The organism is Mycetocola sp. Y171, from assembly GCF_056713165.1.
Window position 1 is genome coordinate 210,944 of the sequence record NZ_JBWYGX010000001.1, and the last position, 23,844, is coordinate 234,787.

General features: G+C 65.3%; 23 protein-coding genes. 7 read left to right on the forward strand and 16 right to left on the reverse strand.

All coding sequences use genetic code 11. The features are described from left to right. Positions 1-5: 5 nt before the first annotated feature. The 5 genes from AC1M2K_RS01080 to AC1M2K_RS01100 all read right to left on the reverse strand — a co-directional run bounded on the left by AC1M2K_RS01080 (position 6) and on the right by AC1M2K_RS01100 (position 6,549). A complete protein-coding gene (locus tag AC1M2K_RS01080) occupies positions 6-1,595 on the reverse strand; it encodes a peptide ligase PGM1-related protein (RefSeq protein ID WP_480239499.1) in 1,590 nt (529 codons plus the stop codon). Next, positions 1,592-2,728, reverse strand: a complete 1,137-nt coding sequence (locus tag AC1M2K_RS01085; RefSeq protein ID WP_480239500.1) for an adenylate/guanylate cyclase domain-containing protein — start codon at positions 2,726-2,728, stop codon at positions 1,592-1,594. Before AC1M2K_RS01085 ends, AC1M2K_RS01080 begins: the two co-directional genes overlap by 4 nt. Further along, positions 2,718-3,107, reverse strand: coding sequence for a response regulator (locus AC1M2K_RS01090; protein WP_480239501.1), 390 nt, complete (start codon positions 3,105-3,107; stop codon positions 2,718-2,720). The genes AC1M2K_RS01085 and AC1M2K_RS01090 overlap by 11 nt, the downstream gene beginning before the upstream one ends. After that, positions 3,107-5,359, reverse strand: a complete 2,253-nt coding sequence (locus tag AC1M2K_RS01095) for an ATP-binding protein (protein ID WP_480240790.1) — start codon at positions 5,357-5,359, stop codon at positions 3,107-3,109. Before AC1M2K_RS01095 ends, AC1M2K_RS01090 begins: the two co-directional genes overlap by 1 nt. Positions 5,360-5,853: 494 nt before the next feature. Then, positions 5,854-6,549 (reverse strand): VOC family protein, encoded by a 696-nt coding sequence (locus AC1M2K_RS01100; protein WP_480239502.1) that lies wholly within the window; start codon positions 6,547-6,549, stop codon positions 5,854-5,856. Between the two features lie 212 nt (positions 6,550-6,761). Here AC1M2K_RS01100 and AC1M2K_RS01105 point away from each other — a divergent pair, with 212 nt between their 5' ends. Both AC1M2K_RS01105 and AC1M2K_RS01110 read left to right on the forward strand, forming a co-directional pair. Then, positions 6,762-8,258: a LamG-like jellyroll fold domain-containing protein gene (locus tag AC1M2K_RS01105; protein ID WP_480239503.1), complete on the forward strand. Its 1,497-nt coding sequence runs from the start codon at positions 6,762-6,764 to the stop codon at positions 8,256-8,258. A gap of 131 nt (positions 8,259-8,389) precedes the next feature. Next, positions 8,390-8,626, forward strand: coding sequence for a serine hydrolase (locus AC1M2K_RS01110; protein ID WP_480240791.1), 237 nt, complete (start codon positions 8,390-8,392; stop codon positions 8,624-8,626). Positions 8,627-8,818: 192 nt separating this feature from the next. Here the strand turns inward: AC1M2K_RS01110 and AC1M2K_RS01115 are convergent, their stop codons facing one another. Further along, positions 8,819-9,670 carry an SAM-dependent methyltransferase gene (locus AC1M2K_RS01115; protein WP_480239504.1) on the reverse strand — a complete coding sequence of 284 codons (852 nt, stop codon included), beginning with the start codon at positions 9,668-9,670 and terminating at the stop codon, positions 8,819-8,821. Between the two features lie 236 nt (positions 9,671-9,906). Here AC1M2K_RS01115 and AC1M2K_RS01120 point away from each other — a divergent pair, with 236 nt between their 5' ends. Then, positions 9,907-10,245 (forward strand): hypothetical protein, encoded by a 339-nt coding sequence (locus AC1M2K_RS01120; protein WP_480239505.1) that lies wholly within the window; start codon positions 9,907-9,909, stop codon positions 10,243-10,245. 103 nt (positions 10,246-10,348) lie between these two features. On the opposite strand, the gene AC1M2K_RS01125 is transcribed toward AC1M2K_RS01120, so the two are convergent. Beyond that, positions 10,349-10,762 carry a phosphoribosyltransferase family protein gene (locus AC1M2K_RS01125; protein ID WP_480239506.1) on the reverse strand — a complete coding sequence of 138 codons (414 nt, stop codon included), beginning with the start codon at positions 10,760-10,762 and terminating at the stop codon, positions 10,349-10,351. Positions 10,763-11,039: 277 nt separating this feature from the next. Here AC1M2K_RS01125 and AC1M2K_RS01130 point away from each other — a divergent pair, with 277 nt between their 5' ends. Further along, on the forward strand, positions 11,040-11,624 hold the full coding sequence (locus tag AC1M2K_RS01130) for a recombinase family protein (RefSeq protein ID WP_480239507.1): 585 nt from the start codon (positions 11,040-11,042) through the stop codon (positions 11,622-11,624). A gap of 383 nt (positions 11,625-12,007) precedes the next feature. Here AC1M2K_RS01130 and AC1M2K_RS01135 read toward each other — a convergent pair whose 3' ends face one another. The 5 genes from AC1M2K_RS01135 to AC1M2K_RS01155 all read right to left on the reverse strand — a co-directional run bounded on the left by AC1M2K_RS01135 (position 12,008) and on the right by AC1M2K_RS01155 (position 17,417). Then, on the reverse strand, positions 12,008-12,658 hold the full coding sequence (locus AC1M2K_RS01135) for a hypothetical protein (protein WP_480239508.1): 651 nt from the start codon (positions 12,656-12,658) through the stop codon (positions 12,008-12,010). 458 nt (positions 12,659-13,116) lie between these two features. After that, complete coding sequence (locus AC1M2K_RS01140) at positions 13,117-14,451, reverse strand: ion channel protein (protein WP_480239509.1); 1,335 nt, start codon at positions 14,449-14,451, stop codon at positions 13,117-13,119. A gap of 34 nt (positions 14,452-14,485) precedes the next feature. Further along, positions 14,486-15,883 (reverse strand): glucose-6-phosphate dehydrogenase, encoded by a 1,398-nt coding sequence (gene zwf / locus AC1M2K_RS01145; protein WP_480239510.1) that lies wholly within the window; start codon positions 15,881-15,883, stop codon positions 14,486-14,488. A 211-nt stretch (positions 15,884-16,094) separates the two neighbouring features. After that, the gene (locus AC1M2K_RS01150) at positions 16,095-16,802 is read right to left on the reverse strand and encodes a hypothetical protein (protein ID WP_480239511.1); all 708 of its coding nucleotides are present in this window, start codon (positions 16,800-16,802) and stop codon (positions 16,095-16,097) included. Between the two features lie 360 nt (positions 16,803-17,162). Beyond that, complete coding sequence (locus AC1M2K_RS01155) at positions 17,163-17,417, reverse strand: hypothetical protein (protein ID WP_480239512.1); 255 nt, start codon at positions 17,415-17,417, stop codon at positions 17,163-17,165. A 532-nt stretch (positions 17,418-17,949) separates the two neighbouring features. Here AC1M2K_RS01155 and AC1M2K_RS01160 point away from each other — a divergent pair. Both AC1M2K_RS01160 and AC1M2K_RS01165 read left to right on the forward strand, forming a co-directional pair. Further along, positions 17,950-18,183 carry a hypothetical protein gene (locus AC1M2K_RS01160; protein WP_480239513.1) on the forward strand — a complete coding sequence of 78 codons (234 nt, stop codon included), beginning with the start codon at positions 17,950-17,952 and terminating at the stop codon, positions 18,181-18,183. Positions 18,184-18,269: 86 nt separating this feature from the next. Further along, on the forward strand, positions 18,270-18,449 hold the full coding sequence (locus AC1M2K_RS01165; RefSeq protein WP_480239514.1) for a hypothetical protein: 180 nt from the start codon (positions 18,270-18,272) through the stop codon (positions 18,447-18,449). A gap of 279 nt (positions 18,450-18,728) precedes the next feature. Here AC1M2K_RS01165 and ispG read toward each other — a convergent pair whose 3' ends face one another. From ispG to AC1M2K_RS01180, 3 genes are all read right to left on the reverse strand, one after another. Next, on the reverse strand, positions 18,729-19,883 hold the full coding sequence (gene ispG / locus AC1M2K_RS01170) for a flavodoxin-dependent (E)-4-hydroxy-3-methylbut-2-enyl-diphosphate synthase (RefSeq protein ID WP_480239515.1): 1,155 nt from the start codon (positions 19,881-19,883) through the stop codon (positions 18,729-18,731). An 80-nt stretch (positions 19,884-19,963) separates the two neighbouring features. Then, positions 19,964-20,602: a 3-oxoacid CoA-transferase subunit B gene (locus tag AC1M2K_RS01175; protein WP_480239516.1), complete on the reverse strand. Its 639-nt coding sequence runs from the start codon at positions 20,600-20,602 to the stop codon at positions 19,964-19,966. 3 nt (positions 20,603-20,605) lie between these two features. Then, entirely contained in the window at positions 20,606-21,385 is a 780-nt protein-coding gene (locus tag AC1M2K_RS01180; RefSeq protein WP_480239517.1) for a CoA transferase subunit A, read from the reverse strand. 219 nt (positions 21,386-21,604) lie between these two features. On the opposite strand from AC1M2K_RS01180, the gene AC1M2K_RS01185 reads away from it, so the two are divergent. Beyond that, positions 21,605-22,789 (forward strand): acetyl-CoA C-acetyltransferase, encoded by a 1,185-nt coding sequence (locus AC1M2K_RS01185; RefSeq protein WP_480239518.1) that lies wholly within the window; start codon positions 21,605-21,607, stop codon positions 22,787-22,789. Positions 22,790-22,794: 5 nt separating this feature from the next. Here the strand turns inward: AC1M2K_RS01185 and AC1M2K_RS01190 are convergent, their stop codons facing one another. Then, positions 22,795-23,754: an FG-GAP-like repeat-containing protein gene (locus tag AC1M2K_RS01190; protein WP_480239519.1), complete on the reverse strand. Its 960-nt coding sequence runs from the start codon at positions 23,752-23,754 to the stop codon at positions 22,795-22,797. Positions 23,755-23,844: the final 90 nt, after the last annotated feature.

The following is a 23,844-nucleotide window of genomic DNA, read 5'->3' on the forward strand; positions in this document are numbered from 1 at the left end:
TCCCTCTACTCCGGGAGTGTACTCTCCATGCCACCGACCGTGGCTTCGTCCAACAGCACGCGTCGCGCGCGCTCGTACAGTTCCATCGCCTGCGCCGGCGTGTCACCGACTGCCGTCATCCCGACACGGCCGTGCTCGGTGATGCAGCTGATCATGTGGAAGACGATGCCTGACTGGCGCGATTGATCGTAGTGGAGACCGTGCCTGGCGACGACGTCGAACAGGTCGCCGACCGAGAGTCCCCGCAGCTCGACCGCCTCGAGATGATCTGTGGCGACGAGGTGCTTCTCGGCGCCATCGGGGGTGACGTACCGACCCGATTCCTGGTCGTACCGGCCATCGGTCAGGAACTGGAGTGTGAGGAACGGATGCGTCGTACCGCCCTTGCGCAGATTGAGCTCGATCGCGTACGCGGACCATTCGCCCGCCGCGTCCCGCACCACTACGAAGTCGACCGCGAACCGCCCGAGCACCCCCTCGGCCGCTAGCCGCTCTCCGATCGCCATCGCCGGCTCGCTGATCAGTCGCGAGTAAGCCGGATCGGCCGGAAAGGTACATCCCAGATAGCTCTGACCACTGGCCCCGCCAAGGAGTTGATCGTGTGTGGAGAGGAGTTCGACGGTGCCGTCCGGCAACGCGCGCAATTGCACGCTCGGGCTCAGCAGACCCTCGCCGATGATGCGTTCCTCCACGATTCCGCCGTCGGATTCGAGCTTGGCCACGTAAGCCTCGAACGGAGTGTCCGGCGACTCCAACTGCATCCCCCTGACGCGTTCTGCGATCGTCGCGCGTCGGTCCGGCGCTGGGAGATCTGCGATCCCGACGAGATCGACGAGCGCATTGCCGGCACCGGAGACCCCTTCATTGAGTTTCACGATCACCTGGCTCATACCCGGTCGCCTGGTCAGAAGTTCTCCGATCGCGTCGACGACATCGTCGAGACCGTGCAGATCCTCGGCGCCGAGCGGATACGGCACGCCGACCTCGCCGAAAAGCCTCCGGCAGCCGGTCTTGGTTCCGAGACCGGAGAGGCGCGGGTCTGCACCGTACATCGGGACGCCGAGGGTGAGGGCGATGTCACGTTCGAGCTCGGTCGTGTTGTACGGGATCAGGTGGCTGTGCGCCCGGTTCGGGACCAGCGCGGCGATCCTGGCGAGCATCCTGGGCCGCTCGAGCAGCTTCTCGCTCAACGGTCGAGGAGACGAGTCGCCCACAGACACCATCGAGAGCCTGGCCAGGGCATGACTCGGAATGACTCCAGGAAGCAGAGCGAGGTAGTACTCGATGATCCGCTGATCGATGGGCATCGAGGTCACGTAGACCATCCGCAGCCTCGGCTGGCGCAGCAGCAGGAGGAGGAAGAGGAAACGCTCTTCGAACGCCTGAGCCATGCTGCCGCTGCCCGGAACCGCCGTGCTCAGCGTGACCGACGGCACGACAATGACCGACTCGTCGTCGAAGTCGAGCTTCATCGAATGCCACACCGATCCCATGCGGTCCTGCAGCATTCGGAACCGGGCGCTGCGGGCTTCGCCATCGAGGTCGGCCAAGGTCGTGGCCGCGCGGGCCACCGCCGCGCTCTCGAGTCTCGTCATGTGCTCACTCCTGCCTTCGTCTCATCGATACCGGTGACCTCGAATGCCCGGATCGGACGGCTGAAGCCCCTCAACTCGAGTTCGCCCACCGGGTTACCGGATGCCACGCCCTCTGCGGCTGAGAACACCCGCTGGGCGACGAGGATCTGCCCGGGGCCGGCTTCTGCACAGAGGCGTGCTGCCAGATTGGTCACGCTCCCGATCGCGGCGTAGTCGAACCGCCCCTCGAAGCCGATCCGGCCGAGCGTGGCGAAGCCTTGGGCGATACCGACGCCGAAACCGAGGTCGTTGCCCTGCCTGGCCCATCCCGCAGCTAGGTCGGCGACCCGATCCCGCATCGCGACAGCCATCGAGACAGCGCGTTCGGCCGCGTCGTCGCAGGGCAGCGGGTCGTTGAAGAACACCATCAGCCCATCGCCCGTGAAGCGTTCCAGGGTGCCCTCGTATTCGTGAATCAACGCGCCGAGCGCGGCGTGATACTCGGCGAGGACTCCCATCACCTCTTCCGGCTCGCTCGCCTCGGCGAAGGGAGTGAATCCCCTGAGGTCGCAGAAGACGACGACGATCTCGCGACGATGGCTGCCGAGGAATGCCTCGTCGCCGGAGTCGATCAACAGATCCACCAGCTGAGGCGACAGGAAACGGCGCAGCCGGTTGACCTTCTGGAGCTCATCCACCTGGGCGCTGACGCGGGCCTCGAGCTCGACGTTCCACCGGGTGAGCTCCGCCGCCTGCCGTTCGATGGTGTCCTGGTAGCGCTTGACCTTGGCCAAAGAAGCGATGCGAGCGAGTAGTTCGCCCTGGTTGAACGGCTTGCTCACGAAGTCATCCGCTCCGGCCTCGATGGCGCTGAGCTTCTCCTGGTCGCCGCTCGCCGTGATCATCACCACAGGCAGGAATTCGAAGCCCGGGCTGCTCCGGATGCGGCGACAGACCTCATAGCCGTCGATCCCCGGCATCACGATGTCGAGGAGCACGAGGTCGGCACCTGATGTCGGCAGCATCGCGAGTGCCTCCTCGCCGGACGTCGCCGTGAGCAGCCGATAGCCGCGGGGGCTGAGGACGGCATCGAGCAGCCTGAGGTTCTGGGGCAGGTCATCCACGGCGAGGATGGTGATGGCGTCAGCGGCCATCGGATCGCCCGTTTTCCAGGAAGCCCCTGACTTGGTCGGGCAGCTCCCGCACACTGATCGGCTTGCCGAGGTAGCCGTCGAAGCCCTCACGGGAGGTGCGCTCCCGGTCCGTCGTCATGGCGAACGCGGTGACGGCGACCACCGGAACATCGCCGAATCCGGGATCCTGCCGGAGCAATCGGAGCGCTTCGTAGCCGTCGATACCCGGCAACTGAAGATCCATAAGCACCAGGTCGGGAGAACAGGTTCGGGCGAGCGCCACCCCCTCTTCGCCGGACTGCGCCTCCACCACCTCGTAGCCGAATGCGGTCAGCACGTCTCGAACGAGCTTGAGGTTGAGCGGGTTGTCCTCCACCACGAGGATGCGATGACCGGACATCAGAGCGCTCCCTTCGACGGTACGGCCTCGCGACCGCCTGGTGCCGTTGGTGACTCGGCATGAAGTCCTCCCGACCGCCGCAGTGCGCCGACGAGCGCATCCCGGCTCACGGGCTTGATCAGGTAGTCCGTCGCACCGAGCCTGATGCCACGCGCCTTCTCGTCGAGGATCGAGACGACGATCACGGGTACCGCCCGCGTGGCCTCGTCTTCACGCATCCGAGTGAGCACTTCCCAGCCATCCATCCCCGGCAGTCGGATGTCGAGCACGACTGCGGCCGGTCCTACGGCGCGGATCAGATCGAGTCCCTCCTGCCCGTCGCGGGCGAGGAGCACCTGGACGCCGAGCCCTTCGAGGTACGCCGTCATCAGGTCGAGGGATGCCCGGTCGTCGTCGATGACGACCACGACGGGAAGGTGCGTCGTGTCGACGTGCGCCGCCGGATGCTCCTCCGCCGCACCGCTCATCGGAACGCTGAAGCCGAAGGTGCTGCCCACCCCGACCTCCGTCTCGAGCCACATCCTGCCGCCGAGGAGCGAGACGATCCTCCGGCACAGGGTGAGGCCGAGGCCGGTCCCCTCCTTCCGTCCCGCACCGCGTCCACCCTGCTGGAACGACTCGAAGATGCGTTCCCGGTCCTCGGGTGGGATGCCGGTCCCGTTGTCCGTGACGGTGATCGTGAGATCGGGCCCGTCGTGACGGGCGGCCACTTCGACGTGGCCGCCGTCAGCCGTGAACTTCACCGCGTTGCTCAGGAGGTTGAGGAGCACCTGCTTGAAGCGGAGTTCGTCCGAGTCGATGGTGGCCAGTCCCGGTTCGACGTCGAGGGTCACGTCGATGGCGTGGAGGGCTGCGCGTTCCCGCACCATGGAGATCCCGTACTCCAGGGCCGAGTGGATCGAGAACGGTGACGAGGCGAGTTCCATGCGTCCGGCCTCGACCTTGGAGAGGTCGAGGATGTCGTTGAGCAGATCGAGCAGGTGTCTGCCGGAACCGAGGATGTCGTGGAGGTACTCGTCCTGGCGTTCGTTGAGGTCGCCGAACATCCGTTCCAGCAGCACTTCGGAGAAGCCGATGACCGCGTTCAACGGTGTGCGGAGTTCGTGCGACATGCTGGCGAGGAACTCGGACTTGTGCTGGCTGACGACCTGGAGCTCTGCGGACTTGGTCTCGAGCTCCCGGAACAGGCGGGCGTTCCATACGGCCAGCGCCGACTGGCTCGCGAAGGTCTCGAGGAATTCGATCGTCTCGTTCGAGAAGTCTCCGGGAGTCTTGCGTCGCACGACGAGTGCTCCGAGGATCTGCGCACCGCGGAGCACGGGTACCGCGAGAACGGATCGCCACCCATCGTCGTACAGCAGTTTCAGGTGCGGGTCCAGCTCGACGGTTTCGAGGTCGGCCACGGCGATGGGGTGTCCCTCCAATGCGGACCGGCCGACGAGGGTGGTCTCCAACTCGATCCGGGTCGCGCGCAACGCGGCCAGGAGTCCCGCGCTGCTCGCGTAGGCGCTCCGCACCGAGAAGCAGCGCTCCTCCTCTACGTACTCCATCATCGAGCCACCGTCACAGCCGGAGAAGCGGACGGCGTTCATGATGATGTTCGAGAGCACCTCGTCCAGGACCAGGCTCGAGCTGACGACACCGCCGACCTCGCTCAGCGCCTCGAGCTGCTCGACCCGTCGGGCGAGCTCAAGGCCCCGCTCTCCGAGCGCGCGTACCAGGTGCACGTTCCTCACTACGATCGCGGCCTGCGCGGCGAACGCCGCCAGCAGCGCCATGGCCCGGTCGTCGAACGGCTCGACCTCTGTGCGGAAGAGCGAGAGCGTGCCGACCACCTCGTCGTCGAGCATCATGGGTGCCGAGATGAGGGTGCGGTATCCGCCGATCGCCTGGAGGTCCTGGCGGCCGTAATCGGGGTCGATGAGCGCATCGGGCACCTGGTTGATCTTGCGGTCCAGGGTCACACGCCCGACCAGCGTCTTCCGGTCGAGTTTGAGCGGGTGGGCGGCTACGTAGCTCAGGAACTCGCCGGTGAGGCCGACGGAGGACGAGAGCACGAATCGGTCTCCGTCGAGGAGGTAGATCTGGCCGGCCGCCGCCAAGCAGAGCCGGCGGGCGCTCTCCACGACCGTGTCGAGCACGGCGTCCGGGTCGGACGCCGACCTGCCGAGCGTGGTCAACACCTCGTTCATCGCGGCGAACTGCTCGGTGGCGTCGGTGTAGTCACGCTGGAGGCTTCGGAACTCCTCCATGCTCACCGGGCGACCTCGCTCGCTGATGGTGGCCTCCCTCTATAGAAACCGCGGGCATATGCGACTGCAGGGGTCATTGTCCTCGCGACCTGCAGGGTGCGCAATGGGTTCGAATCGCTCAGCGACGGCTCCCGTGACGCAACGATCGGCATGGGAACGACGGCGAACGGGGCGGGCGGACGCTCTCCACGGCACGCGCCAGACGGAGGCCCATTCTCGCGGTCCCGGCGAAAAAGTACCTGCCATTTGGAGGTTCCGAAGAGGATCAGTGAGTTCAGTCCTTCAAGGAACCGTGAGCGGGTGAACTCGTTGCTGCTCAGGCTCAGCCGTCAAAAACGTCTGACTCCTCGGATCGTCGACGTGGCCGGACTAAGAGACCCCCTCCAAAGAAGGTCACCGTCCTAGAGAAGCTCGATGAGCAGCTTCTCGGTCGTGGAACGCTCAGCTCGGCACGTGTGTCTGGGTCGCAACGACAGTGGCCTCCGAGCAGGGCCCTAGGAACGCGCTGCCTCAGCTGCGACCATCAACGCTCGATCTGCCTCCGCGCCGAGTTCATGCTCGGCGAGCAGCGCGCTCGCGGCGGCGAGGTCGGAGGCCGGGTCCGCTCCGGTACGTACTTTGAGTTCCGCGCGGTAGAGCAGCGCCTCGAACACTTCGATCGGCGGCGCGTCGGGATGACGGATGAATCCTGCGTCGAGCACCGCGATCGCTTGTGCGTCGTCGCCGCGAGAATCCCCCTGCCGCGCGGCGACGTCGATCACCCGGCCCAGGCCGGACCGTCGTTCCGTCGCGTCGTCCTCGGAGGAGCCCGCCCGATAGAACCGGAGCCAGTTGCCGCCGACGTCCACGACCGAGAACCCGGTCGCGGTGCCTGCCTTGCGTCGCGGGGGAAGCAGGCGCGGGATACCCTTGATCGGAACCTTGCCGAACCGTTCCCGCAGTCCCGCCTTGAACGCGTCGTGGCGCTCTCCGGGCTCTGCGACGGTGATGATGGCGCTACCGTACGAGGTCGCCGGGTCGAAGCCTTCCATCGCAAACAAGTGAATCGCTATGTCGTCCAACTCCACGACCGCGCAGGGGTAGGGACGGCGCTGCTCGAAGCTCACGGTGAACCCGAGCGCGACGTAGAACGCGAGTGCGTCGTCCAGGTCCGCGCATGGCAGCACGGGGTAGGTGCGTTCGCCGGCCATTTCGGTCCCTTCCCGCCGAGTAGTCACCATTCTACCGGCGCAAGCGAGCCAGCCGCGGCTCAGGGCGACGACTCAGTCGAGGGCCTTCTGGGGTCTCGACACCGCGGCCGCGAGCGAACTTCCCATCCTCAAGTGAATCCCGTCATGGCGACGTCAGGCTTCATCCGGGCACCCCCTTTCCCGGTGGTGTGCCCGGGGGGACAATCAGGGGCATGGATGCCCCGGGAGAGTCGGCCGACTTCGAGGAATCGGACGAGTTGCAGCGCCTGCGACGACGCGCGTACGGACCGAATGCCGACATCGCGGGGGATGCGGCGGCTCAGGCTCGACTTTCCGAACTAGAGGCCGCCCAACGTCGAGAGCGGGCCCCCGTCGTCGATGCCGCCGCAGCGCTCCCAGCCCGTGTCTCGGAACGCGTCCCGGTCCCTAAGCCTCTCGAAGGGTCGCGCCCTGCGTCGACATCGATCCCGCAGCCCGTCAACGGGGCGTCCGCCGAGCGTGACCCTGACGAAGGGTCGGTCAGCGAGCAAGACCCCGCCGGGGCGCCGATCGCCAACTCTGGACCGATCGTCGGAGCCCTCTCGGCACCGTGGTGGCGGCGCCGCCGCTCGCTGCCCTGGGTCATCGCAGCGGTGGCGGTGCTGTCCGCAGCCATCGGCATCGGTGTCTTCGTCGTCGATGAGTCGAAGCAGCGCACATCGGTCGCACAACTCACTCCGCAGGGCCAACCCGGGAATGCGTCCATTCCTGTCGACGATGAAGTCCTTGTGAGGTATGACGTGACGGTCGAGGACTTCGTCTCGTACGGCTCGTACGGGCCGCTGCAGATATGGAGCACAACGAAGCCGGAGAATAAGCGATGCATCGCCGTGGTAGTGGAAAACCACATCTCGGTGTTCGAGTGCACGGCGCCTTCTGCCGACACCATCGCCGATTACAACATCGACCCCAACCTGATCCCACCCACGCCGTCTGGTGAGCCGACGCCATACGTCCGATTCGTGCTCCACGATGAGGTCGTCGACGTGTACCGACCGACAGAGGAGGGCGAGTTCTTCGGATCCACGCCGCGCGAAAGCCAGGCGCCACGTCAGACAGTTGTCACGGCTGACTATCAGTTCGAAAACTCGCTCGCCGACTCGGTTGGCGCCGCCACGGAGCTCTCGGCGATCGGTGCCCACGCCACTGGATTCATCGACGAGGCAGTGCTCGGTCAGGCGCGCCCTGTGCTGACGTTCGATCGGGGCAGCGGCCTCGAGCTCACCCGCGCATCGGTGGCGATCAGCAGCGAGTACACGATCGAGTTGGTGTTCCGCTTCGATCGACTCGATGGCTATGCGAAGATCGTCGACTTCAACAACGCCACGAAAGATTCCGGCCTGTACAGCTTCGACGGACGGATTGAGTTCTGGCCGATCACCGCCGGGCTCCGCGCGGCGCTCGAAGCGGACTCGTACGCCCACGTCGTGCTCACCAGGGACGCCACCGACAACGTGGTCGCCTATGTCAACGGGGCCAGGCACCTGTCCTTCCACGACACAGGCGACATTGCCGTGATCGACGCCAACGACACGCTTCGGTTGTTCAGCGACGACACCGTCACACCGAACGAGGACTCCAGCGGAGCGGTGTCCCAGATCCGGCTGTACGACGGACCGCTCAGCGCCAACGACGTCGCCGCGCTCGCCGCCGAACTGTTCCTGCGCTAGGAGGCCGCAGCGGGACCGATTCAGCGGCGCCGTGCTGGTCACCAGAAACGGCGAGGTGCTGTCCAGCCAAGCTGTGGGACTGGCCGCCCTCGACCGCGCGATCCCGAACACCCTCCAGACGCGCTTCCCGCATCGGGTCGATGAACAAGATGATCACCGCGGTCGCCATCCTCCAACTCGTCGAGGCCGGGAAGATCGACCTCACCGCGCATGTCGGCGACTACCCACTACCCGCAACGCCGTCGCGGATCGCCACCAGGACGAAATCGACGCGCAGCTCACCGAGTACCCGACAGAATCCGGGATCTGACTCGACGGCAAGAGACAGCCGTACGCTAGCCTGCAACCACAGAACGCGCGAAAGGTGAACCGATGACGAGTGAAGTCACCGACGGCGCGCATCAAGCGGGGTACGGTCTCCAGCATCGCCGCCGTAGTGGGCACCGCACACCTGCGACCGAAAACAATCCGCACCCCGTCCGTACGCCGGACGATCAATGGAGATTCGCCGCGCCCGTGCTTTCGACAGAGTTTTCCAGCGGGATCAGCGGATCGGACCACTAGCCAGGCTTGTCGAATACGCCCTGGATGAACACCGTGCGCCCGGCGTCGGTGTTGCGCCCGGAGTTACTCATCTTGACGGCTGCCTGTTCTCCCAGCACGAGATGCATTCCAAGCGGAGGAGGGGCGCTGGAGCCGCTCGCACCCGAGGCTTGCGCCTTCGCCTGCTGTGCCTTGCGCGCCGCCACGATGTCGGCGGTAATGTCGCGCCAGGTGCGCTCCAGGAGACCTGCACCGCGGATCAACCCGCGGAGGGATTCCGCATCGGCCAGATGGCTCTGGTTGGGGCGGCTCGCCCATGGGACCGGAAGCTCGATCGGCTCGCCGTTCCCCGCGCAGATTTCCTGGCAGACGAACAGCCCGCCCGGCCTGAGTACCCGGGCGATTCCGGAATACAGGCGGCGCTTGTCCCGGATGTTCATCTGCATTTGTATCGTCCACACCACGTCGAAGCTGGACGCGGCGAACGGAAGCTCCAGGGCATCACCCGCCTGAAAGCGGGTGCGATCGGACAACCGCGTCATCCGAGAAAGGGCGTTGGCCACCCCGCAGAATTCAGGCGAGAGATCGATGCCTGTCACGTCGCAACCCAAAGTTGCGGCGAGGTAACGCGCCGGGCCGCCCAACCCGCTGCCCACGTCGAGCACTCGCGATCCTGGCGGAATCTTTGCAAGCTCCACCAATCCGCGCGTGGCCGAACGTCCCGCGGAGTGAAACTCGTCGGCCGGCGCGAGATCTTCGTGCGTGACCGAGTCCAGGTCCTTGCCGAGAGCTTGCAACCCCGCCACGATTCGCGGCAGAAGTCCGCCCGGCTCGTAGTGACGAAGCATTTCCTCGTGCGACTCGCCCATGGACACAAATCCTGCGCGGATTTCGGGGAGCCGTCAAGTAAGCGCTTGCTCCCACCACCCCGTCACCTGCCCTCCTCCGGCAGGAGGGAGGGTCTGGCCTGTGCCCTAACGAGGTCTCCACTCGACCGCAGAACGGCATCGCAGACCCCCCTGACCAGCAAACGATCTCTGTCCTCCTAAACGACATCGGAAGGGTCGCGGTCGTGCAATTCTCCCTTCGTCCCAAGGGTCCGTGGGTGGCTGACAACCTGGATCAGCGGATAGCTCGCCTCCCCGCAATCGCTTACGGCTTCGTCGTCCGCTGGACCGTTCCCGAGATGCGATCCATGGCGCAATTCCTACTGGTGCTGTCAGGCGTCTTGCTCGGCACCGCAGCAACGCTTCTTATCGAATTTCTCCTGCCCCGCCGTGCGGCAGAGAAGGCAGTGGCGGCGACGGATGCGTCGCGAGAAATTCAAGAGACGTCGCTAGAACTTCTTCGCGAGACTCAACTCCTGCTCGCCCACGCGCAGGCCGAGTTGCGTCAACGACCCTGGTGGCGACGGCGGCCGAAAGGTTCAAGGCGATACAAATAGGAACCTTATCCACCTCGACCCTGTCGTCTCGCGGAGGCCAACGTCGCCGCTCAGCGATCACAGCGAGCCACCAGCGTTCGTAAGCCGGACGCTCACTGCGCCATCAAAGGTCCCGACTGTGAAAGATTGTGCGGACGTTGAGCTCACGGCGCGTAGCGTTGCGATCTAAGGCGTCGATCGCTACCGAGGCGCCGAGCCATTGCGCGCCGGCGAGTTCGACAATCTGCTTGAGCGCGGTGAGTTGGCCCCCTGTGTCGACTATGTCGTCGATGGCGAGAACTCGGTCGTTGGGCGAGAGGATGCCTCGGCGAAGTCCCAACTTCAGATGACGGTCTTGGTAGTCGGGTGGCGTCGTGACGACGATCCACCGATCGCTGTCGACAGCGGCGACCGGCTCCTTGCGGACCGTGGCAAAACCTAAACCTAAATGATTGGCGACCAGCCCGCCAAGGAAGTGTCCGCTCGCAGGCGGCCCAATGATTACCGTCGGTGCGGGTTCAATGAACGGCGAGGCCATCAAGCTCCCAATGCCCGAAAGCACCGTTGCATCTCTCCACACGGTTGCAGGTTCACGTATGCGGACTGGTCACCGCTATCAGTCACCGGAACGTAAAGTTCAGCCATACGTTCACGAACGTCCGAATTGGTCATCCCAGAAGCAAAGGAGATCCGTGCAGGCACCCCACTGAGCGATGCGCGGCGACCCATTCGCGCCTCTCCACTTGGCGCAGATGCGCGATCTTCCGCGTGCTGGATCTTGACCGCTTTGAGGGGGCGGGCCCAGTCTGCGCTTCATGACTGAATTACTGATTGGCTACGCACGCGTATCCACAAGCGAACAGGATCTGACGGCTCAACAAAACGCTCTCGAACACCTCGGCGTGAGACAAGCGCTGATCTATACCGACCACGGACTCACCGGCACCAACCGAGCACGACCCGGTCTGCGCGAAGCTCTCGCAGCTTGCCGCAGCGGCGACACCCTGGTTGTCACGAAACTCGATCGACTGGCCCGCTCCCTCCGAGATGCGAAAGACATCATCGACGAGCTGACCGCCAAAGACGTCAAGCTCAGCATCGGCGGGTCCATCCACGACCCAAACGATCCCGTTGGACGGCTGCTCTTCAACGTGCTCGCGATGGTCGCTGAATTCGAATCCGATTTGATCAGGGCACGAACCCGCGAAGGCATGCAAGTCGCCAAAGCTAAAGGGCGACTCCGCGGCAAGCAACCCAAGCTCTCGAACGCGCAGCAGAAGCACCTGATGGAAGTGCACAATGCCGGCACTCACTCGACAGCGGAGATCGCCGAGCTCTTCAACGTCGCCCGGTCAACTGTTTACCGGACGATCGAACGACAGCTCCGAGCTGGCCACTGACCGCAACTCCACCGGCGCGGCCGCAAACTGGCCTGCGGCCGCATCCGGAACCCTTAGAGGAACCTCGCAGATTCTGAGCAGCAGATAGGTCGAGCCGCCGCAGTGAAGGGACCCTCTACGGGACACTTCCGACAGTTCCGCGGTCGTCACCACAGGCTCCGGTCTAGGGTCGACCTAACCATTTCTCGCGGAACTGGGTCGATGCGAGAGATGCGAAATACCGCGTCGGCGGCACCGAATCGGCTGCCAGACAACGCGAACGGGCTCCCGGGGCGCCAGCGCCCCAGCCCACAGTCTCCGGAGGCGCCTAATGCTCTGGACCGTTGCAGGAGCCTAGGGGGAATCGGCCCCCAATTGATCTGGCTCAATGCCCCGTCACGCGCCTAGGGGATGACCCGCGGCGCTGTATCCCCCGCGATGGATCGCCGGCTGAGTAGTGCGGCGGCGAGGAAGCACAGAGCACCGAGGAACGTTCCGAGGTTGGCCCAGAGGAGGCTGACGAAGCTTCCAGTCGATGGTACGAGGAAGGCACCGACGGCGGATGCTCCGAAAAAGACCGAGCCGAGCATGTTCAACCAGGTGCACCGCCATGTGCGGGCGCGGGGGTCCCACAGTCCCTCGCGCTCGGTCGTGGCGACAACCGCGAACGCGCTGGCGACCAGAAAGCAGATGGAGCCGAAGGCATCCGGTCGCCATCCATCGCCTACCCGCGTATCGGCGTTGGCTGCGGTGATGAGCGCCGCGGTAGTGCTCAGGTTGAAAAAGAGTGTTCCGACGAACTGAACGGCCGCCGCCCACCAGTCCCAGCGGTCGGCCCGGTGCGTGCCGCGCCGGGGCGGGCGCCGGCCGCTTAACGCTAGCTGGATGAGGGCGGCGAGTGTGAAGAAGATCGCTCCTACGAAGAACGTTAGGTTTGTGGCTACCGGCCCGGCGGCCTCCGCGTAGAGCGGCACGGCCCCTACGGCGAAGAACACGGAGCCGATCATGAAGCCCCACGCCTCGCGGCGAAGACGGACACTGCGATCAGGTGCCATAGATCACAGGCTAGTGCGGACCGCGCCGCGCACATCACCCCGATCGTATGAGGCGGAAGCGGCACGCAAAGGCCTGCCTAGGGCGGCATCACGACAATGCCTCGCGGCAGTGAGCTCACGCACTCCTTCACAGGAATCGGCGAACAGAACCTGCACAACCCGATGTTCGCACGCGAGTGGGAAGCGACCGATTTTCCGCTAAAACGAACGTCCGCCGGGCGAATCCTTCCCCGAGACGGCGCTCCAGATCGTGCACGACGAGGCGATGCTGGACGGCAACTCGAGGCTCTAGCCCCCGCACGGGCTCACCTTCGTAGGAGCGTGCTCGTGTGACTTGCCGCTGAATGGCGGCGATTTGGCAGTGTCACTGTAACCTGCGGCGCCATCGCACACGGGATCCCGCAGCGCTAGATGCCCTTCGTCTTAGTGCCAGCTTGAGGCGACGTCTGCGGCACTGTTCACGACTTCGGCCCGTCGCCCTCGGTAGGTCGCTCACTCGCTGTAGCCGGCGGCGCACTGGCCCGCCCCCCGGACCCGGCTTCGGACTTCTCCGGCGGAGCGATCCGGAACTCCGGGACCTGCGAGACCATCAGCCACGCCGGCAGTACGATCACGCACAGGACCGGCAGCAGTGTGATGTCTCCGCCGATGGCAACGGCAACGAAGAGGGCGAGCCAGCCGTCGCGGCCGACGACGAGCACTATGCCCACTACGCCGCAGGCGACGGCGAGGGCTAGCGGGATGGACGGGACCAGGGCATGCGCGGCGAGCCCGAGCGCGACGCCGATGAACGTGGCGGGGAAGATCCGGCCGCCGCGGAACAGGGCGGAGGCCGCGACGAGCAGGGCCGCGATCTTGATTCCTGCGATGACGAGCAGCTGACCGGCATCGTACTGACCGGGATTTTGCAGCAGTTCGCCGATCTGCGTCAGGCCCTTGAACATCGTGATCGGTCCGCCCAGGAAGCCGAGCGCACCGAGAATGAGTCCGCCGAGGGTGGTGATGAGGATGGGATACCGCAGCGCGTGCAGGCCGCGATAGACGAGGGGGAAGGCTGCCAGCGCGGCGAGTCCGACGACCACGACACCGCACGCGATGAGCGTTCCCGTGAGGAAGTCGATTGGGTGCGGTCCGGGGTAGGCAGGCATGTCGAACGCGAACGGCGGCGCGCCAAGCAGATGCATGGTGATAGATGCGGCACCGGCGGCGGCAACGGGAAGGAACAGCCGGTCCCAGAGTGATCCGCCGGCCTTCACGGCGGCGACGAGCCCGGTGAAGAGGAGTGCCGCGGCGACCGGGGTGCCGAAGAGCGCGCCGATTGTCGCCGAGGCGGCCAGCAGCGTCGCGATCTGCGTAGGCACTTGTGGGATCAGCCGCGCGAAGAGCGCGACGACGATCGCGCAGTTGATCGCGATGGTCGGGTTCTCGGGTCCGAGGCTCACTCCGCCGGCGAGGCCAAGGAGCGTGACGATCGCGATCCCGGGCAACCACAGAAGTGGGAGTGGCGGTCCCGTGAGTTCCGTCGTGGCGGTGTCGGGGCCCCCGTGTCCCGGCAGGAGGTGCAGCACGATGCCGACTGCGAGCCCGGTGACCGTGAGCACCAGGATGATCCACCATCCGGAGGGATTGATGCCCAGCGCGCCGGGCAGTGTGGTCCAGAGCACGGTCCCCAGTGCGTCGGAGAGGCGGTCGAGGGTCCAGAGGATGAGAGCGGCGAGGACGCCGACGGCGATGGCAGGAACGGCGAGGACGAGCAGGCGCCGCGGAGTGACGTTGGGGTCCGTTTCCGGCATTGCGAGGCTCATTTGTATCGCTACTTCGAGATGATCACGGTGCGACCGCTCGCGCCGGATCGACGATCCAAGGACCCTGCCAGCCGCTGTGGGCCTCGACGAGGGTCGACGCAATCGCGGGCCCCCACGTCCCCGGCGCGTACGGATGCACGGGGGGCGGGTTGTCGATCAGCGGCTGCATGATCCGCCAGTTCTCGTCCACGACGTCCTGCCGCTTGAAGTGACTAGAGTCTCCGACCATCGCCGCGTGCAGCAGCACCTCGTAGGGTGTGGGACCCTCACCGCCCTGGTCGGCGAATTCCGCGTCTAGGGTGATCGCCTGGGGTCCCGTGCCGTCGCCGCGGTGGGCGTCGATGAGTAGCCGGACGCCGGTCGAGGGATCGAACTTGATCACGAACTCGTCGCGCACCGGCTGACGGTCCTCCCCGCTGCCGAGCCCCAGGTGGACAGGTGGCGGCTCCCGGAAGACGACGCGCACCTCGGTTTGGGTCACGGGAAGTCGTTTGCCGGTCCTGATGTAGAACGGGACGCCCTGCCAGCGCCAGTTGTCGATCTCGAGGCGCAGGGCCGCATACGTCTCGGTGGTCGAGCCGTCGGCGACGCCGGCGATGTCCTGGTAGCCGTCGTACTGGCCCCGGATGTAGTGAGCGGGATCGGCGGCCTTCACGGCACGGAACAGCGTGACCGCCGCATCGCGCAGCGAGTCCGGCCCCTGCGCGGACGGGGGCTCCATAGCGGCCGCCGCCACCACCTGCATAAGGTGATTGACCACCACGTCCCGCAGCGCGCCAACCGGGTCGTAGAAGTGACCCCGATCCTCGACGCCGAAGTCTTCGGCCATCGTAATCTGCACGCACTCCACGTAGCTGCGATTCCAGAGCGGTTCGAGAATGGTGTTGGCGAAGCGGAGGTAGAGGATCTCCTCATAGCCCCTCTTCCCCAGGTAGTGATCGATCCGGTACAGCTGCGGTTCTTCGATGTGCGCGCGCAATTCCGCCGCGAGCGCCTTGGCCGATTCGACGTCGTGGCCGAACGGCTTCTCGACGACGACCCGTGCCGCCGCGGTCAGCCCGGCTTCGGACAGTCCCTTTACGACGGTGCCGAACAGGAACGGGGGGATCTCGAGATAGAACACGGGATGCTTCGCTCCGCGGATCGCCTCACCTACCCGCTGGTAGGTGTTCGCGTCGGCGAAATCGCCCTGCACATAGGCCAGCCGTCCGGCGAACCGAGCGAACGTGTCCTCGTTTAGCACCTCGCCCGTCGCTACGATCGAGTCCCGCGCACGCTGCACCAATCGCTCTAGCGACCAGTCGTCGACGGCCACGCCGACGATGGGACAGTCGAGCAGCCCTCGCTGCTCCAACCGATACAGCGAGCGGAAGGTCATCACCCTGGCGAGGTCGCCGGTTATCCCGAAGACCACCAGCACGTCGGCGACTGCCGACCACTGATGAGAGGCTGGGGATGTCGTGGGCGCAACTGATGTTGTCATCGGGGCCTCCATGCTCATCGGGGCGAAAGCCGCGGGGTTCCGCGACGAGCGTTATGGTCGTCCCTCGGCTCCCAGAATGCCGGCCGCGACCGCGGCGTGCCCGACTGATTTCGGTGTGCAGGGCGCTCGTGCGGCGCCGCGAGGGCGATCATGATGGCGCAGGCTGACCTGCCGGGCTGTCTTTCGCCCGGAGCTGCCGCACACCGACGGTCCCGATGCTCGCGCAAATGCAGAGGCCGGAGGCAATCAGCAGCGGCGGATAGTCGAGGAAGCTCAGGATGCCGATGACCCCGATCGGCAGCAATAGCGCGAGCGCGAAGTGGAGGATGCCGGCACGGTGCAGTCCGACGCAGGTCACGATGAGTCCGACGACGAGGAGTCCGAAGGCGATGCCTGTCGGGATCGCGACGGCGGTGTTCGCCAGCGCGTCGTCGACGTAGGTCTGCATCATGGTCGTGTCCAGGTTCGTGCTCGCGCCGGCGATGTAGGTCATGAAGTCCATGCCGTCGAACGCGCCCCAGCCCACGAAACCCATGGCCGAGAGCACGAGCCCCCACAACGCAGCCTTGGGGTGGCTGGGCCGCACCAGCCGGTTCAGCCCGATAACCGCCGGGGCCAGGATGACTCCTCCCACGAAGAACAGCGTGTGCGCGATGAAGAATTGGGTCGAGTGGTCGTGCGCGGCGTCGTAGTACTCCGACCCGCTGGTGACTCGGATGCCGTGCGCAGGATGGGTGATTGTCGCGGCGAGGAGGACGAGCGAGCCAACGATCATCAGGATGGCAAAGACGACCCTTTCGGTGTGAGCGTAGCTCTCAGCGACGGCGACGGTGGACTGGGTTCCTTGGGTGGCCATTGCTGGCCTCCTTCCCTGGCAGAAACGCGGATGCTGTTAGCAGCGTTTATGCTGCCCCAACGACCGTTATTCGCCGAGCTTGACAGGATCGTCCTGCGTCGCAGGTCCCCCAGATGGGGTGATTCCGTCGCGACGTTTCCCAAAGAGCGGTGTTGGGGAGTTCCTACGGTTGCCGGTGGTCACGATCAGCGCTACCCCTGGGATGCTCGAAAACTCGCGACCAGTGTCGCTCATATGCAGACTCTAGAGCGTGACTGTTCATCCAAGATCTCGGATGTGGGATTCGCACGTCAACCGCGAGCGCAACCCTCAGAGGGAACGCCCACCGGTACACGAACCTAGAGTCAGGGCCTCGTGCCTCTAGCGTTTCCCGGCGTCAGTACCGTGCTCGGCGGTGAAGACCGCTATCTCGCGCTGATAGCGGCGGAGGAAGAAAAGCCCCATCGCGCTCCATAAGACCACCAGTACGATCTGAATCCACGGGTTCCAACTCCAAGAGGTGGCCACCCCACCGATGACCAGAATGACCGCGGAAATGATGCCGATGCTCAAGAAGAAGACACCGAAACTCCGGTGCCTTTCTATCGCCATGCGTTGCTGCACAAGTGAGGCCATGACCGTGACGGTACACCCTGACCCTTAGCGAGAACCATCTGCCCGGCCTCGCATGATGGTAGCGAAGCGCTACGCTGACGAACTACGTAAACGACGAGGAGTCCCGTGGCTAAAGCCCCTGAGACTAGAGAAATGTCGAGTTGGTGGCTCGCCGTCGTCGGCCTTGGCTTACTGATTCTTGGCGGATCTCTCTTCCTGCTCGATTGGGCTGGCGTGATTGACGCGCACTCCTATTCAGCCATTGCTATTGGTCCGGTTGCTGCTGGGACCCTTCTATTGATCATGGGCGTCGTCCTGGGCCTGAAAGGAAGACGAGTTGAGGGCGACGGAAGGAATCGGTACGGGAAACCGAAGAAGTAGGCAAAGCCCAACCCCACGAGAGTCTCGACGCGGAACGCAGCGCGTGCGATCATCTGCCCGTGGCCACGAGCCATCGTCGGCAGTTGCCCAGTTCCTCGCGGAACACTGAGCCGAAGGGTCCAGCGGCCTACCGTTGCTTTCGATAGTGCGTCCCCTATGGGAGAGTTCGTTCATGAATCTGACAGTGCTCGAAGATGAACGGGTCTGGGGTCTGCTTCCGCGCGAAATGACCTGGCTCTCTGCAACTGCGATGTTTATGGGGACGGTCGCTTTGGTCGGATTGGGGTTCATCGTCAGTCCCCTCTTCTTCATCGCCGCAGTGCTAGCACTGGTGGCGATGATTTACCTCGTTCGAGTCACCTTCCACCTTCGGCGCCTTGCGTACAGAGAGGCAGAAATTACCTGACTCACCCGGCAGCGCCGGAGAGCCCCTGAACGGCACCTCGAAGGTCCGCTGTCCAAAGTTGATTCGGCTTCAGTAGACTCCGCCACATGAGCCCGTCATTGATCCTCTCCTTGGTTTCCCTGGCGCTGGCTATCGGCGTTGCCGTATACGCGTTCCCACGGCCGGGCGCTAAAGGTCAGCCGTGGACGCGGGGTCGAAAGGTCGCTCTGGGCATCATCGTGGTCGCACTCGTTCTCGCGGTCCTGGCCCTCCTGCTCAGTTTCTGAGCCACGAGCTAAAATCACCCTCCGTGCCGTCCAGCGACGGCGAAGTAACGGAAGACCGCCGGCCGCTAGCGATTGCCTCGATCGCCGCAAGCCGGACCCTCTGCGGACACATCCCAGCAGCTACGGGCGTCGCGACGCTTGTCGCCGCCTACGTTCCGTATGACCCGCCCGCGTCGGATTCGCACAAAGGTGCGCTTTACGCTCCACCCTGGCCCAGCGCAATTCAGGTCGGCGCTCGAACGCGCGCGAAATTGCCAGAGCCAGCACCTCAGACTGCGATCAGCTGACGCTGACCACCGGCGCACCGATAGACGTGTCGCTCGCCGGCATCTCAGCCGCGAGGCGGTTGGCCTCTTCGATCAGCGTGGCGACGATCTCGGACTCGGGCACGGTCTTGATGACCTCACCCTTGACGAAGATCTGGCCCTTGCCGTTACCGCTGGCGACACCGAGGTCCGCTTCGCGCGCTTCGCCTGGACCGTTGACGACACATCCCATCACCGCGACGCGAAGGGGAACGGTCATGCCTTCGAGACCATCCGTCACATCGTTGGCGAGCTTGTAGACGTCGACCTGCGCACGGCCACAGCTCGGGCAGGAGACGATCTCGAGCTTGCGCTCACGCAGGTTGAGCGACTGCAGGATCTGCAAGCCGACCTTCACTTCTTCGGCGGGCGGCGCACTGAGCGAGACCCGGATCGTGTCACCGATGCCCTCAGAGAGCAGGATGCCGAACGCGGTCGCGCTCTTGATCGTGCCCTGGAACGACGGCCCTGCCTCGGTCACACCGAGGTGCAGCGGCCAGTCGCCGCGCTCGGCGAGCAGGCGGTAGGCCTTCACCATGACGATCGGGTCGTTGTGCTTGACCGAGATCTTGAAGTCGTGGAAGTCGTGCTCCTCGAAGAGGCTGGCTTCCCAGACGGCACTCTCGACGAGCGCCTCCGGCGTAGCCTTGCCGTACTTCTGCAGCAGTCGCGGGTCGAGTGAACCGGCGTTGACACCGATGCGGATCGACACGTCTGCGGCCTTGGCCCTGCGGGCGATCTCGGCGATCTGGTCGTCGAACTTACGGATGTTGCCGGGGTTGACTCGCACAGCCGCACAGCCGGCGTCGATCGCCGCGTAGACGTAGTTCGGCTGGAAGTGGATGTCGGCGATGACCGGAATCTGGCTCTTCTTCGCGATGATCGGCAGCGCCTCGGCGTCGTCACGGCTGGGCACCGCCACGCGGACGATGTCACAGCCGGATGCCGTCAGCTCGGCGATCTGCTGGAGGGTCGCGTTGATGTTCGGCGTCGGCGTCGTCGTCATCGACTGGACGCTGATCTGCGCGTCACCTCCGACGAGGACCTTGCCGACCTTGATCTGACGGGTCTTACGCCGTGGAGCGAGGACTTCGGGGACCTTGGGCATTCCCAAATTAACTGCTGGCACGATGCCATCCTACGCCGGGACCCCTGAACGCTTGCCGCACGCCCGGGCACCTGTTTCGGCGCCCGAACGTGCGACACGGGTCAGCCGATTGCGACTCTGAGCGGCGGTTCGGTGGCAGCGATGACCTCATCGACAGTGACGCCCGGCGCCACTTCGACGAGCACGAGACCGTCAGGGGTGACGTCGATCACGGCGAGGACGGTGATGATGCGGTGAACGACGGCCCGGCCGGTGAGCGGCAGCGAGCAGTCGTTCACGATCTTGGCTGAGCCGTCCCTAGCCACGTGCTCCATCAGGACGATGACGCGCCCGGCGCCGTGGACGAGGTCCATCGCTCCGCCTGGGCCCTTGACGACCTTGCCGGGGATCATCCAGTTCGCGAGGTCACCGGTCGCGGAGACCTGCATGGCGCCGAGGATGGCTGCGTCGATCTTGCCACCGCGGATCATCGCGAAGCTCAGGGCCGAGTCGAAGAACGACGTGCCGTGGAGGGTGGTGACGGTCTCCTTGCCCGCGTTGATGAGGTCAGGATCGACGGCATCCTCTGTCGGATATGGTCCGACACCCAGGATGCCGTTCTCCGACTGCAGGGTGACGGTGATGTCGTCAGGCACGTAGTTCGGCACCAGGGTCGGCAGGCCGATGCCGAGGTTGACGTATGCGCCGTCGGTCAGTTCGAGGGCGGCGCGTGCGGCCATCTCGTTGCGGGTGAGAGCCATGGGTCAGGCACCTTCCGTTGTGCGAACGGTTCGTCGTTCGATACGTTTCTCGATGTCGGGTCCGACGAGCACGACGCGATGCACGAAGACACCAGGCAGGTGAACGGCGTCAGGGTCGATCTCCCCCGGTTCGACGAGTTCCTCGACCTGGGCGATGCAGATCCGGCCGGCCATCGCCGCGAGCGGCGAGAAGTTGCGGGCGGACTTGTCGAAGACGAGGTTCCCGTGCCGGTCACCGCGTTTGGCGTGAACGAGAGCGAAGTCGGTGGCGATCGCCTCCTCGAGAACGAAGGGCTTCTCCTCGCCGCGCACGGTGAAGTTGCGCACATCCTTCGCCGGCGAGGCGATGGCGATGGCACCGGATCCGTCGTAGCGTCGAGGCAGCCCGCCTTCGGCGACCTGAGTGCCCACACCGGTCTGGGTGAAGAACGCCCCGATGCCCGCGCCGCCTGCACGGAGCTTCTCGGCGAGGGTGCCCTGCGGCGTGAGCTCGACCTCGAGCTCGCCGGAGAGGAACTGGCGCTCGAACTCCTTGTTCTCACCGACGTACGACGACGTCATCTTGCGGATGCGGCGGTTGGCGAGAAGAACGCCGAGGCCCCAGTCGTCGACGCCGCAGTTGTTGCTGACGATCGAGAGGTCATCGCTCCCCTGGTCGAGAAGGGCCTGGATCAGGATCATCGGGTTGCCACACAACCCGAAGCCTCCCACCGCGATCGACGAACCGCTGGCGATGTCCGCCACCGCCTCGGCCGCGCTTGCCACTGTCTTGTCCAAAGTCACCGTCGCACCTCCATCGCTGCCCGATCCGCCGTTCTGCGGACGCGGAGTCGCGAGGCGCGGTGCTTCTGGCGCCGGTGCCTCGCGCCTACAAACCTATCGGTGGAATCAGGGCTGCGGGTGCGACCGGGCCGGGGGAAACCGTCCGAATCCGTGGCAAGCTAGAAGAAGCATGTTCACCGTGCAGACCAGTGCGGAAACGACGAAGGAGTCGAGAAAACTATGAGTTCAGACGATGTGGTCATCCTGGCCGGTGCACGGACCCCTCAGGGCCGCCTGCTCGGACAGCTTGCAGGTTTCAGCGCCGTCGAACTCGGGGCGATCGCCCTGCGGGCGGCCATCGAACGGTCGGGTGTCGACGCGGATGACATCGACGCCGTGGTCTTCGGCCAGGTGCTCCAGGCCGGAGCAGGGCAGAACCCTGCCCGCCAGACCGCACGTGCTGCAGGCATCGGCTGGAACGTGCCCGCCGTCACCGTGAACAAGGTCTGTCTCTCGGGCATCCACGCCGTCGTGGACGCTGCGCGCCTCATCCGCGCCGGCGAAGCATCCGTCGTCGTCGCCGGCGGGCAGGAGTCGATGACGAACGCTCCCTACGTGCTGCCCGCGTCACGCAAGGGCTACAAGTACGGCGACGTGACGCTCATCGACACCGCCGCCTTCGACGGACTCACCGACGCCTTCGACGGCGACTCGATGGGCATCTCGACGGAGCGTCACAACGCTCCCCTCGGCATCGATCGCGCCGCTCAGGATGCCGTCGCCGCCGGCTCGCACCAGCGGGCGGCAGCCGCCCAGTCGTCGGGTCTGTTCGACGGGGAGATCACCCCGGTCACCGTTCCGTCACGTCGCGGCGAACCGACCGTGCTCACCGTGGACGAGGGAGTGCGCGGCGATTCGACGGCCGAGTCCCTCGGCGCCCTGCGGCCTGCCTTCGACAAGGACGGCACGATCACGGCAGGCAACTCGTCACCGCTCAGCGACGGAGCTTGCGCCCTCATCCTGGCGCGCCGGTCGTGGGCCGAGGAACGCGGCCTGTCGTGGCTCGCCGTCGTCGGAGCATCCGGATCGGTCGCCGGCCCCGACAACTCGCTGCACTCGCAGCCGTCACGCGCCATCGCCGCCGCCCTCGACAAAGCAAGCTGGACGGCTTCCGACCTCGACCTGATTGAGATCAACGAGGCGTTCGCGGCCGTCAGCGTGCAGTCGATGCGTGACCTGGAACTCGACCCCGAGAAGGTCAACATCCACGGCGGTGCGATCGCGCTCGGTCACCCGATCGGCGCGTCAGGCGCACGGCTCGTGCTGCACGCCGCACTCGAGCTGTCGCGGCGCGGCTCAGGCAAAGCCGCCGCAGCTCTCTGCGGAGGCGGCGGCCAGGGCGACGCCCTCCTGCTCTCGCGCTGAGCCGCTCAGCCGACGAGGCGCATCGAACTCCAGCCTGACCCGAGCTGGAACGGGGGCGCCCAGCCTTCGCGATTCGCCAGATGGAACATCCACAGTCGTCCCTGCAGGTCGCGTCCGACGAGCCCCCTCCCACCGAACTGAGCCAGTGCGTTGTAGTTTTTCCAACCGGTGCCAAGGAACTGGTGACCGGGCAGCCAGCCTCCGGCACCGTTGTTCCCGTAGAGGTAGAGCGTGTCGCCTGGGGCCAGCGGCCCCGACAAGGACACCCGCATCGAGGTCCGCCCGACCAGATCGGGCAAACCATCGCGATTCAGGCTGATGCCACCGACGAGCAGCGAAAAGATCCCCCAGCCCTTACCGATGAGACGGGAGCTCGAGAATCCGCCGGTGCCGTTGCCCGCGTAGAGCCACAAGCGCCCCGAGCTGTCACGAGCGAAGACGTCCTTGGTGCCATTGACGTCGAAGTCCCCAGCTGAGATGACCGCTGTGAACGACCCCCAGCCCACACCGACCTTCTTCGAGCCAAGCCAGCCGCCGAGGCCGTTGCCTCGATAGAGCCACAGGCCGCCGGAGCGGTCACGGGCGAGCAGGTCGGGGTTGCCATCACCTGAAAAGTCACCGGGCGAGAAGACCTGGTCGAAACCTGACCATCCGGACCCGATCACGGTGGCGCGCGACCCGCTCAGCGGTAGGAACTCGTTGTTGAACGGATGAACCGCCCCGCGGTACATCATCAGCGCCCCAGCCGACGTGATCGCCAGCACATCGGGTATGCCGTCGCCCGAGAAGTCGCGGTTGTCGTTGGCTGGTACCGCCGCCGCGACGGCCGAGGGAGAAGCGGTCACTTCGGCCGCATCCGCCTCGCCAGGAACGACGCCGATAGCGAGGACCACGCATATCAGCGCAACGAGCATCGCGCGCGGGCGGAAGAGCGAAAACGGCGGTGCAGGCAAGGTGTGCGACACGGTCGGCTTTCTTCGAAAGGCAGGCAGGGCTGCATCACCCTACCAGCCGGCGGCTGACCTGGGAGAAGGACCTTCCGATGTCACTCTCCC